General features: G+C 67.8%; 10 protein-coding genes. 2 read left to right on the forward strand and 8 right to left on the reverse strand.

Features of this window, described 5'->3' with window-relative positions; translation table 11 throughout:
• The first annotated feature begins 95 nt into the window (after nucleotides 1–95).
• Nucleotides 96–983 carry an alpha/beta fold hydrolase gene (locus ACWGQ2_RS08450; RefSeq protein WP_452016219.1) on the forward strand — a complete coding sequence of 296 codons (888 nt, stop codon included), beginning with the start codon at nucleotides 96–98 and terminating at the stop codon, nucleotides 981–983.
• A gap of 18 nt (nucleotides 984–1,001) precedes the next feature.
• On the opposite strand, the gene ACWGQ2_RS08455 is transcribed toward ACWGQ2_RS08450, so the two are convergent.
• The 8 genes from ACWGQ2_RS08455 to ACWGQ2_RS08490 form a co-directional block, all read right to left on the reverse strand.
• Entirely contained in the window at nucleotides 1,002–2,009 is a 1,008-nt protein-coding gene (locus ACWGQ2_RS08455) for a glycosyltransferase family 2 protein (RefSeq protein ID WP_452016221.1), read from the reverse strand.
• Complete coding sequence (locus tag ACWGQ2_RS08460; protein ID WP_452016223.1) at nucleotides 2,006–3,541, reverse strand: polysaccharide pyruvyl transferase family protein; 1,536 nt, start codon at nucleotides 3,539–3,541, stop codon at nucleotides 2,006–2,008. The genes ACWGQ2_RS08455 and ACWGQ2_RS08460 overlap by 4 nt, the downstream gene beginning before the upstream one ends.
• A 100-nt stretch (nucleotides 3,542–3,641) precedes the next feature.
• Nucleotides 3,642–5,387, reverse strand: coding sequence for an aa3-type cytochrome oxidase subunit I (gene ctaD, locus ACWGQ2_RS08465; protein ID WP_452016225.1), 1,746 nt, complete (start codon nucleotides 5,385–5,387; stop codon nucleotides 3,642–3,644).
• 146 nt (nucleotides 5,388–5,533) lie between these two features.
• A complete protein-coding gene (locus ACWGQ2_RS08470; RefSeq protein ID WP_452016227.1) occupies nucleotides 5,534–6,760 on the reverse strand; it encodes an amidohydrolase family protein in 1,227 nt (408 codons plus the stop codon).
• Entirely contained in the window at nucleotides 6,757–8,115 is a 1,359-nt protein-coding gene (locus ACWGQ2_RS08475) for a formimidoylglutamate deiminase (protein ID WP_452016229.1), read from the reverse strand. The genes ACWGQ2_RS08470 and ACWGQ2_RS08475 overlap by 4 nt, the downstream gene beginning before the upstream one ends.
• Nucleotides 8,112–9,311, reverse strand: a complete 1,200-nt coding sequence (locus ACWGQ2_RS08480; RefSeq protein ID WP_452016231.1) for an allantoate amidohydrolase — start codon at nucleotides 9,309–9,311, stop codon at nucleotides 8,112–8,114. Before ACWGQ2_RS08480 ends, ACWGQ2_RS08475 begins: the two co-directional genes overlap by 4 nt.
• 63 nt (nucleotides 9,312–9,374) lie before the next feature.
• On the reverse strand, nucleotides 9,375–11,051 hold the full coding sequence (gene hutU, locus ACWGQ2_RS08485) for a urocanate hydratase (protein ID WP_452016233.1): 1,677 nt from the start codon (nucleotides 11,049–11,051) through the stop codon (nucleotides 9,375–9,377).
• Nucleotides 11,052–11,094: 43 nt separating this feature from the next.
• Nucleotides 11,095–11,769: an IclR family transcriptional regulator gene (locus ACWGQ2_RS08490; RefSeq protein WP_452016235.1), complete on the reverse strand. Its 675-nt coding sequence runs from the start codon at nucleotides 11,767–11,769 to the stop codon at nucleotides 11,095–11,097.
• A gap of 207 nt (nucleotides 11,770–11,976) precedes the next feature.
• Between ACWGQ2_RS08490 and ACWGQ2_RS08495 the strand changes: the two genes are divergently transcribed.
• Complete coding sequence (locus ACWGQ2_RS08495; RefSeq protein ID WP_452016237.1) at nucleotides 11,977–12,621, forward strand: NADPH-dependent F420 reductase; 645 nt, start codon at nucleotides 11,977–11,979, stop codon at nucleotides 12,619–12,621.
• Nucleotides 12,622–12,696: the final 75 nt, after the last annotated feature.

Consider the following 12,696-nt stretch of genomic DNA (forward strand, 5'->3'; position numbering starts at 1 on the left):
AGGCGGTGGGCGGCCGCGGACAGGGAAGGTAGGCTGGCCGCCACACGCGGTCCGGCAGCACAGCCGCGTACCCCAAGACCGGAAGGACCTGGACAGTGACCCTCCCTGGAACCCGCCAGCCGGCCCCGGCGCCCCTGCACCCCAGCGAACGCCGCAGCTGGGTCAGCGGACACGAGGCGCAGCTCGCCGTCTACGAGTATGGTCCGGATCCGGGGCCAGGCGTTCCGGAAGTATTGCTGGTCCATGGATATCCTGACGACCATACGGTCTTCGCCGGGGTGATTCCGCTGCTGGCCGAAGACCATCATGTGATTGCCTACGACACCCGCGACGCTGGACTCTCCACCGTCCAGGAAGCGGCGCTGGCGAACTTCCGGCTGCCGCTGCTGGTCGATGATCTGTACGCGGTCCTGGAGGCAGCTGCTGCCGGGCCGGTCCAGCTGGTTGGCCACGACTGGGGGTCCATCCAGGGCTGGGCTGCGGCCCGGGACCCGCGGGCGCAGCCCCGGCTTTCCCGATACCTCAGCATTTCGGGTCCGGATCTGCAGCATTTCCGCAGCTGGTTCGCCCAGCGGCTGCGGACACCCGGCGGCTGGTTCGACGTCCTCCAGCAGTGCCTGCGCAGTTCCTACGTGGCGGCCTTTCAGATCCCGGTGCTGCCGGAACTGTTCTTCTCCCTCGTTGGCTCGCGGCTTTATGAGCGAACCCAGGGCAGGCCCGCCGGCAGGAACCCGCAGCGCGGGCTCGCCCTGTACCGGGCGAACATTGCTTCCCCGGGGCACTCTGCGGTGCAGGGCACAGTTGATATACCCGTGCATGTGATTGTGCCGCTGCACGATCCGTTCCTGTCCCCGGCCCTGAACCAGGGTGTGGAGGAGTTCACCCCCAACGTCCGGTTCACCGCGGTCGACGCCGGACACTGGTGGCCCGCAACCCATCCGGGGGACTTCGCCGCCCGGATCAGGGAAGGTTCACGGGGGTAACCCGGCGCCCCGGCGTTGTCAGTTGCCGGTACCCGCGGAACGCCGCAGCCGGTCCCGCAGCCGGCGGTACCGGCGCCGCAGGAGACTGACGAGGCTGGCGTCATTGATGGAGTTCTCCAGCGCCGTCATCCGTTCCTCCGCCCGGATGGCCCGGTCCCGGAGCTCGTGCAGGATCTCCTCGGAGTAGTTAAGCCGCTGGTGGAGGTGGTCTGCCTGCATCTTGCCTTCACCGGCAAGGAACAACACGCCTCCCAGTCCGTGCTGCTTGACGTAGTCCTGCAGGTAACGGTCCCGGACCAGTTTGTCGAAATGCCGGTGGTCGTCCTTGCCTGCAAGCACACTGTTGCCGGCTGCGCCTTCCGCTCCGTGCCGGTGATGCCAGAACGCCAGCGGCTCGCCGTCGATAAAGCCGAGGCTGTGCTGCTGGAGCACCCGCAGCAGAAACTCCCAGTCTCCGACGGCGTTGAGCGTCTCGTCGTAGCCGCCAACTACGGTGTGCAGGTCCCGGCGGTACAGCAGGGAAATGGGCACACAGCGGTTGTAGCGGAGCGCATCTCCGAGGACCAGCGACGAAATGTCCGAGGCGAAGGGCACGCGGCCTGTCTCCTCAACCCGGTCGCCCTGCAGTTCTTCAAGGACGATCTCGGTCCGGACTCCCACGCCCGCGTCCTCGTGGGTGCGGAGGTATTCGACTGTCCGGGACAGGAACTCCGGATGCCAGGTGTCGTCGTCGTCGTGGATGGCCAGAAACGCCGACTCGCTCGCAGCGATTCCTGCGTTGGAGGCCGCTTCCATGCCCAGGCTGCGGGGATGGTGCAGTACCGTCACCCGGTCCTTGAGGCCGGGGGCTTCCGCAACAACGGCGTCCACCTCTGCGGCATCGCCGCCGTCGTTCACAATGACCCAGTGCCAGTTGGTGAACTTCTGGGCCAGAACGTCCCGGGCGGCACGCCGCAGGAGCACCGGACGGTTCTTGGTGCGTGTGATGATGGCGACGTCCACGGAGACGTCAGTCTGTTCGTTCATTTCTTACCTCGCAGGATTCGCCGGACCGGGGCCATTTTCCCCAGCAGCGCGTGGGTTCGGGAGTTCTTCCAGGCCTGCAGTTCCCCGCGGGCATCGTCGCGTTCGCGCAGGGTCCGGGCGTGGTTCCCGTGCAGGTGTTCGTGTTCGATGCGCAGCCGGGCCAGGGCCGAAGCCAGTGGAAGGAACGTGTGCCGGTGCGCAGCATCCCGGTCCTGCCACGCTCCGTCCAGGCCGGCCGGGAACTCGGCTGGATGTTCCTGCGGGGCAGCCGGTGCTGCTGCGTCCTTCCCGTTGAGGACCGCTGCAACGGCGTCCCACCAGTGGGTGAAAGCGGTTCTGCGCCCGTCACCGGTGCGCCCCAGATAGGTGCTGACGGCGTCGCGGTTCTTCCACACATCCCTGGCCGCCTCGGCGAAGGACCCGTCGAACAGGGACGGCAGGGTCAGCGCCAGCTTTCCCGCACCCCAGTTCTCCAGCGCTCCGCGGATCCGCACATCGCTGTACCCTTCCGGCGCGAGGGCTACCACCGGCACCGCTGCGTCCAGGGCGAACACCACCGGATGGTAGCGGGAGGTGAGCACCATCGCTGCACGGGCGGTCATCGCGGCTGTGCGGGCAGCGTTCTGGATGGGCAGCAGCACCGGGTCCGGCGTTCTCATCCGGGCCGCGATCTCCTGGTGCATACTCTCGTCCACGGCTGCCCCCGCCTCAGCCGGGGCTTCCTCATCTCCGAAGAGCGGTGTGCGTGGCGTGGCCATGTGCGGAATGAACACCACACTGCAGCCTGTTGCCTCGGCTGCCTGGTCGAGGGCGCCGGCCAGGGCGTCCAGGTAGGCGTTCCGGTCTGCCTCGCCATGGGCTGGACCAAAAGTCGCTGCGATGAACGGTCCGTCCGGAACAGCAGGTTCCTGAGCCGCAGCGTGCAGGGAATCGGATGCGAAGAAGGAAGCGTCGTCCAGGCAGCCCCGGACGCCGGCATCATCGCCGGCGACTTCCCGCATCAGGTGCAGCGTAGGTTCTTCCCGTGCACCGGCGAGGCTGGCGCTGCGCAGCAGGTCCCGGGCCACGTCCCGGTCCGGGCCGTGCAGGTCCGGGCCCAGGGTCTGGCCTGTGACCACAACTTTGAGGCCGAGACTGCGCGCGACGGCGGCGGCCGCTGCACGTTCGTAGAGAAGCCAGCCGTAGATGGAGTTCATGTTCCCGCCTCCGGCAATCACCAGAGCTCCGCAGCCGCGCAGGACATCGATAAACGGCCAGGCCTGGTCCTGCTCCGGGAGCGCGGACGCGTCGCCATCTGCGGCGCGCAGGACCCGCGCAAGATAGTCGGACCGTTCTTCCGGCGGCCAGGGGAAGGACAGTGTGGGTGCTGAGTCGGTTCCGAAGGCACGGCGTGATTCCGCGGGATTCCGGCTCAGCACCAGCAGGTCATCGAACCCGCGCCGGCGCAGCTCTGCGACCGCCGCATGGGTCATGGCCTCGTCGCCTACGTGGTAGACCGGCTGTCCAACATCGCCCAGTATGGCTATCTTCATGCCCCCCATTGTTCCCCACCTGCGCCGGGCGGCCCTAACCCAGGTCCGCTGCGCAGCAAGGCCCGTCCTGCTCTTTCGCGTAGGCGAAGAACACACCCACTTACTGCCGGGGATCCGGGTTCTTCGGGTCCTCCGAGCCCATGTCCGCTGCCCCGAGCACACTGGCCACAGGGGAATCGCTCTTCTCGTTGGCCCGTGGCTTGAGTTCAGGATGGTGCAGGTCCAGCGCCGGCCGCTCGGACCGGATCCGGGGCAGTGAGGTGAAGTTGTGCCGCGGCGGCGGGCAGGAGGTGGCCCATTCCAGGGAGCAGCCGAAGCCCCAGGGGTCGTCCACTTCCACCTTCTTGCCGCGCCGCCAGGTCACGTAGACGTTCCAGAAGAACGGGATCAGGGAGATCCCCAGAATCAGCGACCCGATGGTGGAGAGCTGGTTCATCCGGGTGAAGTTGTCCTCCACCAGATAGTCCGCGTAGCGCCGCGGCATGCCCAGCACACCCAACCAGTGCTGGATCATAAAGGTCAGGTGGAAGCCCAGGAACAGCAGCCAGAAGTGGATTTTGCCGAGGCGCTCGTTGAGCATTTTGCCGGTCCACTTGGGCCACCAGAAATAGAACCCGCCGAACATCGCGAAGACCACCGTGCCAAAGACCACGTAGTGGAAGTGCGCCACCACAAAGTAGGTGTCGGATACGTGGAAGTCCAGAGGCGGGGAGGACAGGATGATGCCGGTCAGCCCGCCGAACAGGAAGGTGATCATAAAGCCCAGCGCCCACATCATGGGCGTCTCGAACGTTATCGACCCCCGCCACATGGTGCCGATCCAGTTGAAGAACTTCACGCCCGTGGGAACCGCAATCAGCATGGTCATGATCGCGAAGAACGGCAGGAACACCTGTCCGGTGACGTACATGTGGTGCGCCCAAACAGTCATGGACAGTCCGGCGATCGCGATGGTGGCGAAGACCAGGCCCTTGTAGCCGAAGATCGGTTTTCGGCTGAACACGGGCAGGATCTCCGAGATGATGCCGAAGAACGGCAGCGCAATGATGTACACCTCCGGATGGCCGAAGAACCAGAACAGGTGCTGCCACAGAATGGCCCCGCCGTTCTCCGGGTCGAAGATGTGCGCGTCGAACTTCCGGTCTGCACCGAGCGCGAACAGGGCCGCAGCCAGCGGCGGGAAGGCCATCAGCACCAGGATCGCGGTCACCAGCGTGTTCCAGGTGAAGATGGGCATCCGCCACATGGTCATGCCCGGGGCGCGCATGCAGATGATGGTGGTAACGAAATTGACGGAGCCCAGGATGGTGCCGAACCCGGACAGGGCCAGGCCAAAGACCCAGAGGTCACCGCCGATTCCGGGAGAGAACGTGGTGTTGGACAGCGGTGCGTACGCCGTCCAGCCGAACGACGCCGCACCCTGCGGGGTGAGGAACCCGGCAATGGCGATGAGGGAACCGAACAGGAAGAACCAGTACGCCAGCGCGTTGAGCCTGGGGAACGCCACGTCCGGTGCACCGATCTGCAGCGGCATCATCACATTCGCGAAGCCCGCGAAGAGCGGGGTAGCGAACATCAGCAGCATCAGCGTTCCGTGCATGGTGAACAGCTGGTTGTACTGCTCCCGGGAGGAGACGATTTCCAGCCCCGGCTGGAAGAGCTCGGCCCGGATCACCAGGGCCATCACCCCGGCCAGGCAGAAGAAGATGAAGGACGTGATGAGGTACAGGTAGCCGACCTTCTTGTGATCCGTAGTGGTGAGCCACTCGACCACAACGCGCCCCCGGGAGACGGGCACTACGCGCGGAGGGACTGTCGTTCCTTCTTCGTACTTCAACGTAGACATCAGCGCCGCCTAGGGTCCGCAGGAGGTTCAGCCCTTCACCAACCCCGCCGGACGCAGGCCAGTGTGCCTAGTATCGTAGGTCCGCCCCGGTGCCCCGTAAATAGGAGGAACCGGTTTTGCGCCCCGGTCCGCGCTTGCTCTCCAGCTCAGGCGACCCGCTCCCCCGCCCGCCACACCGCGCCGGTGAGCGGCATCCCGGGCCGGTAGGCAAGATAGGCCGCCGACGGCGCGTTCAGCAGGTGAATGTCCGCCCGGTGCCCGACGGCGATCGAGCCCACCGCCCGCTTCCCGTCCTCGTCCCGGCCTTCGTGCCGCCGCAGGGCCAGTGCCCCTCCATAGGTCGCCGCCCGGACAGCTTCGGCAACGCTCAGTCCCATCTGCAGCACCGCCGTCGTAACGCAGAACGCCATGGACGTGGTATAGGACGTGCCGGGATTGCAGTTCGAGGCCAAGGCAATTTCGACGCCGGCGTCCAGCAGTTCCCGGCCCGGAGCCAGCGGCTGCCGGGTGGACAGGTCGCAGGCCGGCAGGCAGGTGGCAACCGTTCCCGGCGTTCCGGTCCCGGCGTCCCGATTCCAGCCCTCCCAGCTGCCCGCGAGCGCCTGGACGTCGCCGGGGGAAAGGTAGTTCACGTGGTCCACGCTCGCGGCACCAAACTCGACGGCCAGCTGCACCCCCGCACCCGGGCCCAACTGGTTCCCGTGCACCCGCAGTCCCAGCCCGGCGTCCCGGCACGCGCTGAGCACCCGGCGGGACTGCTCCTCGGTGAAGGCGCCGCGTTCGCAGAACACATCTGCCCACTGCACGTAGGGCAGCACACCAGCCAGCATCGGTCCGCAGACCAGGTCCGTGTACTCCTCGGCGTCCATCCCGTCTGGAACCAGGTGCGCGCCCAGGTAGGTCACGTCGTCCACCACACTGGACGCGATCCGCGCACTGCGTGCCTCCTGCTCCACGTCCAGCCCGTAGCCGGTCTTGGTTTCAAGCCAGGTGGTGCCCCCGGCAGCAGCTTCGGCCCGGCGGGCCAGCAGCAGCCGGGTGAGGTCGTAGTCCCCGGCGCTGCGGGTGGCTTCCGTCGTTACGGCGATGCCGCCGGCGCTGTAGCTTTCCCCAGCCATCCGGGCGGCGAACTCGGCGCTGCGGTCCCCGGCGAACACCAGGTGGGTGTGGGAGTCCACCCAGCCGGGCAGCGCTGCCCGCCCACCGGCGTCGTTCGCTTCATCTGCCGCGGGAGCCTGCGCCGCCGGGCCAAGCCAGGCGATGCGCTCGCCTTCGAGCACGACGGCGGCACGCTCGATCACGGCGTCGGATCCGCGGGCGGGGTCCATCGTGGACAGTTCGCCGATATTGGTGATCAGTAGGGATTTAGTCATGGCTGGCCTTCCCGGACGGCGGCGTCGAGGTTCGCGGCGGCAGCGGCCAGCAGGGGGCCCGGGTCCCCAAGGCGCAGGTGCCTGCCCCGTTCCGCAGTGAGAACGCCCCCGACGACGACGGCGGTGACGTCCTGTGCGGTGGCCGACAGTGCCAGCTGGGCCGGATCGGAGCCCGCGGTCCGGGTACTGGCGGGGTCCACGGCCATCAGGTCGCAGGAGGCACCCGGCGCGAACCCGGGCGTCCGGCGTCCCTGTGCGGCAGCACCGGCGTCGGACACTGCCCGGTGCAGGTCAGCGGGAGCGAACCGTCCCCGGGTGCCCGACGCCAGGCGTTCACCGTGCTCAAGGGCCCGCATTTCCAGCCAGGGATCGACGACGGCATGCTGGTCCGAGCCGAGCGCGATCCGCGCCCCGGCGTCCGCCAGCGCTGCGGCCGGGCCGATGCCGTCGGCCAGATCTGCTTCGGTGCTCGGGCACATCACTACTGTTGCTCCGGCGTCCCCGAGCAGCTGAATGTCCTCCGGGGTCAGGTGCGTGGCGTGCACAGCGGCTAACCGGGGGCCGAGCAGGCCGTGCCGGTGCAGCAGCTGGACGGGAGTCAGCCCAGTGGCGACCAAGCAGTCCTGGTTCTCCGCGGGCTGTTCGGAGACGTGGATGTGCAGGGGCAGGTCCGGGTCCAGACCGGCCGCGATGGTCTGCAGTGCGTCCTCGGGCACCGCCCGGACCGAGTGCAGGGCCGCGCCGACGGAAACGTACGCCGGATCGAACTCGGCCTCAAAGGTGTGCCGCAGGTCCTTGAGCCGGTCCAGCCAGGCGCCGGCGCTTCCGTCACTGAAGCGGAGCTGCCCGTCGGAGAGCGGTTCGTTGAAGCCGCCCGTGAGGTAGCAGGTGTCCAGCAGCGTGAGCCGGATGCCGGCGGCCTGCGCGGCGCGGCCCAGGGCCAGTTCCATGGCATGCCCGCGGTACGGGGAGCCGTCCGGCATGTGGTGCACGTAGTGGAATTCGGCGACGGAGGTGTAGCCCGCGGTGACCATTTCGGCGTAGACGGCGGTGGCGAGTTCCTCGTACAGCGCCGGGGTGAGCGCTGCTGCCGCCTGGTACATTCCCTGGCGCCAGGACCAGAAGCTGTCCGCGCCGCCGGTGTGGGTGCGGCCGCGCAGCACCCGGTGGAAGGCATGCGAGTGCGCGTTGGACGCCGCGGGAACCACGACGCCGTTCAGCACCAGGTCCCCCGGTCGCGGCTGTGTGCCGGTTTCCACGGCTGCGACGATGCCCGCGGAGTCGACGCTCAGCCGGACACCGGTTTCAACCTGCCCGTTCCGCAGCGCCCGTTCGCACCACAGTCCTGTTCTCACAGCAATCCCTCCAAGACATCAGCGAGTGCCTGCGCCGAGTAGTCGGCGTCGGCGTCCTCCACGTACTCCTCCGGGGAGTGCGAGATACCGCTGGGGTTCCGGACAAAGACCATGCCCGCCGGCACCTGCCCGGCGAGGATCCCGGCGTCGTGCCCGGCACCGGTGGTGAGGACGGGTGCCTGCGGCAGGGCCAGCTGGAGCTGGCGCTGCAGCTGCGGATCGAAGGTGGTGGTGGGGCTGAAGGATTCCTGCGACAGGGTGACGGAGCAGCCTTCGAACGCGGCCGTCTTCTGCGCCTTGCCGTGGATGGTTTCCACCAGCGCGGCGGTGACTGCGTCCTCCTCATGGCGGGCGTCCAGCCACAGTTCCACCCGGGAGGCGATGACGTTGGTCCCGCCCGGAATAGCCTGGATCCTGCCCACCGTCGCCCGGGCTCCGGGCTGCGCGACGGCGGCCTGCTGCACGGCGGTGATGATCTGCGCTGCGGCGACCATGGGGTCCGCCCGGTCTTCCATCAGCGTGGTGCCGGCGTGGTTGCCCTGCCCGTGCACGGTGAGCTTCCAGCGGCCGTGGCCAAGGATTGAACTGCCGACGGCGACGGCGGGGCCGTCCTCGCCGAGTCCGCGGCCCTGTTCCACGTGCAGTTCCACGAAGTCGCCGATCCGGGCGAGCGCTTCTTCGTCCCGGCCGAGGTGCGCCGGATCCAGCCCGGCGGCGCGGGCGGCGTCGGCGAAGGTGGTGCCGCCGTCGTCGCGCAGGTTCCGTGCCTTGTCCGGGTCTATCGCGCCGGTCAGCAGCCGTGAGCCCAGGCAGGCGACGCCGAAGCGGGAGCCCTCTTCCTCGGGGAAGACGGTGATGGCCAGGGAGCGGTTGCGCTGCACGCGGCGCTCTTTCAGGACGTCGACAGCGGCCAGCGCGGCGGCGATGCCGAGCGGACCGTCGAAGGCCCCTCCCCCGGGCACGGAGTCCAGGTGGCTGCCGGTGACCAGCGCACCTTTCTGCGGCTCTCCCCACCAGGCCCAGAGGATGCCGTTGCGGTCGGTCTCCACGGCGAGGCCGCAGGCCTCGGCTTCGCCGGTGAACCAGGCGCGCAGCTCGGTCTCCGCAGTGGAGAACACCGGGCGGGTGTAGCCGCCGCGCACCGGGTCGCGGCCGATGCCGGAGATCGCGTCGAGGAGGGTGGTGACTGCTGCCATGCTGTGTCCTTGCTGGGTTGGATCGGTGGTGCTGGTTCGTGCTTTCCGGTGACTGGACGGGCCTTATTCGGCCATGGGAATGCGGACGCCGCGTTCTTTGGCGACCTGCGCTGCCTCGACGTAGCCGGCGTCGACGTGGCGCATGACGCCGGTGCCGGGATCGTTGGTGAGCAGGCGCTCAAGCTTGCGGGCGGCCAGTTCGGTGCCGTCTGCCACGGAGACCTGCCCGGCGTGCAGGGACCGGCCGATGCCGACGCCGCCGCCGTGGTGGATGGAGACCCAGGTAGCGCCGGAGGAGGTGTTGAGCAGGGCGTTCAGCAGCGGCCAGTCGGCGATCGCGTCCGAGCCGTCCCGCATGCCCTCGGTTTCCCGGTACGGGGAGGCAACGGAGCCGGAGTCCAGGTGGTCCCGGCCGATCACGATCGGAGCGGAAACCTTTCCCTCGGCGACCAGCCGGTTGAACAGCAGTCCGGCCTGAGCGCGTTCCCCGTAGCCGAGCCAGCAGATGCGGGCGGGCAGGCCTTCGAACTCGACGTGTTCGGCGGCGGCGTCCAGCCAGCGGTGCAGGTGCTCCTTGTCGGGAAAGAGCTCCTTCAGCGCGGCGTCTGTGACGGCGATGTCCGCTGGGTCACCGGAGAGCGCCACCCAGCGGAACGGGCCCATGCCTTCGCAGAACAGCGGCCGAATGTAGGCGGGGACAAAACCGGGGAAGTCGAAGGCCCGGTCATAGCCGCCCTGGCGTGCTTCGTCGCGGATGGAGTTGCCGTAGTCGAACACCTCGGCGCCGGCGTCGGCGAAACCGACCATGGCTTCCACGTGGCGGGCCATGGATGCCTGGGCCTTTTTGGTGAAGCCCTCCGGATCGGCTTCGGCCTCGCGGTGCCAGTCCTGGACCGGAATGCCCTCGGGCAGGTAGCTGAGCGGGTCGTGGGCGGAGGTCTGGTCGGTGACGATGTCGAAGTCCGCGCTCTCGCCGGCGTTTTGGCGGCGGAGCAGTTCGGGGAAGACTTCAGCGGCGTTGCCCACCAGCCCGACGGAAAGTGCCCGTCCCTCCGCCTTGGCGGCCATCACCTTGGCGACGGCCGCGTCGAGGTCCGTCTCGACGTCGTCCAGGTAGCGTTTCCCGGCCCGGCGGCGCAGCCGGGACTCGTCGACGTCGACAATCAGCACCGCTCCCCCGTTGAGCGTGACCGCCAGCGGCTGGGCACCGCCCATGCCGCCGCAGCCGCCGGTGAGCGTGGCGGTGCCGGCCAGAGTACCGCCGAAGCGTTTGTTGGCGATGGCGGCGAACGTTTCGTAGGTGCCCTGCAGGATGCCCTGGGTGCCGATGTAGATCCACGACCCGGCGGTCATCTGCCCGTACATGGTCAGGCCTTCGGCCTCCAGCCGGCGGAACTCGGGCCAGGTAGACCAGTCCCCCACCAGGTTCGAGTTGGCAATCAGCACCCGCGGCGCCCATTCGTTCGTGCGGAACACCCCCACCGGCTTGCCGGACTGGACCAGCAGGGTCTCGTCGTCGTCGAGCGTTTCCAGGGTGCGGATGATCGCGTCGAAGGACTCCCAGTTCCGCGCCGCCTTGCCAGTGCCGCCGTAGACCACCAGGTCCTCGGGGCGCTCGGCGACCTCCGGATCCAGGTTGTTCATCAGCATCCGCAGCGGGGCTTCGGTTTGCCAGCTTTTGGCATTCAGTTCCGTGCCGCGCGGCGCGCGGACGGTGCGCGGGGTGGGGTTCTGGGTCATCCGGTTCTCCGTCTTCATCGTCGGCAGGTGTCTGGTTTTTCGGTTATCCGGGGGCGTGGACGGCGCTGGTTTCGTCGGTCAGGGCGCGGCAGATGTCCTTGAGCCGGGCGGGGGTGACCCGGTAGCTGGGAACCACAACACTCATGGCCGCGACGGCCTTTCCCCCGGCGGTCAGCGGCACCGCGATCGCAGTGATGTCCGGTTCGACGCCGTCGCTCACCACGGCGCAGCCCTGCCAGTCCGTACCGGCGGAGGCATCGGCGCCGCCCGCCATTGCCTTGCCCGCGGCGCTTCCCTCGAGCTGGAAACGGCGACCGACCCAGTTGGCGTGGCGGACGGACTGGGTGCCTTCGGCGATGGCGATGTAGAGCCCGTGCCCGCCGGCCGCCGGAATGCTCAGGTAAGTGGATTCACCAGTCTGCTCGACGATCCGGTCCATGGCGGCACGATAGGTGGAAATCAGGGATTCTGAGCTGAGGGCAAGCACGCCGAGCTGCACGACTGCCGGTCCGGGACGGTAAATTCCGCTCTCTTCCCGGCGCAGGAAATCCGTTCCTTCCAGGGTGCGCAGCAGGCGCAGGGCGGTGCTGGTGGACAGGCCCGCGGCCTTGGCGGCCTCGGACTGTGTCACAGCCCCCTGGCGGCACACCACGCTGAGCAGGGACAGAGCCCGTTCCACCGTCCGGGTGGTGCTGTCCGCCTTTGCTGTCTCGGCCATGCTGCTGCTTTCCGTTGTCTCGCTATTGCCACCTAGTAAAACAGCAATTTCACTAGGTGGCTAGGATTTCGTGGCACTTGAAGCTTCAACAAAAACGTGTCATAGTAGTTGAAGCTTCAAGTGTTCAGGTGTTTGGTTACCGCCCCGCCCCTACTCGAAAAGACTGACGTGGCTTTCCGTTTCCCCATCTTCAGAAGGAAAAAGACAATGACTGATCTCACCATCATCGGCACCGGCAACATGGCCCGCGGACTGGCCGCCCGCGCAGTGGCAGCGGGACGTTCGGTCCAGCTCCTCGCCCACGAGGACAAGGCGAAGGCCGACTCCCTGGCGGCAGAACTGGGCGGGAACATCACCTCCGGTGTCCTGGGTGACCAGCTCACCGGCGCCCTGGTCATTCCGGCGGTCTACTTCGACGCCTCCCGGGCCATCGTGGAGCAGTACGGCGATGCGCTGACCGGCAGGGTCTGCGTGGACATCACCAACCCCGTGGATTTCGCGACGTTCGATTCGCTGTCGGTTCCCGCTGACAGCTCCGCGGCCGAGGAACTGCAGAAGGCTACCGGTGCGAAGGTGGTCAAGGCCTTCAACACGACCTTCGCCGCCACGCTCTCGGACGGAACCGTGGCCGGACATCCGCTGGATGTCCTCATCGCCGGGGACGACGCCGCTGCAACCCAGGCCGTGGTCGAGTTCGCCTCCGCTGCCGGGCTGAACCCCGTCGTCGTCGGTCCCCAGCGCCGTGCCCGCCAGCTCGAGCACATGGGCTTCCTGCACATCCTTCTCTCCGCCAACGACGAGCTTCCCGCTTACGAGTGGAACTCTGCGCTGAAGGTTGTGGCGGCTGCCTAAGGCGCCGGATTCCCTCGTTTCCCCGCAACCGGCCCGCACCCCTCTTCGGGGTGTGGGCCGGTTGCTGTTTACAGA

This window comes from Arthrobacter sp. NPDC055585 (assembly GCF_053619115.1).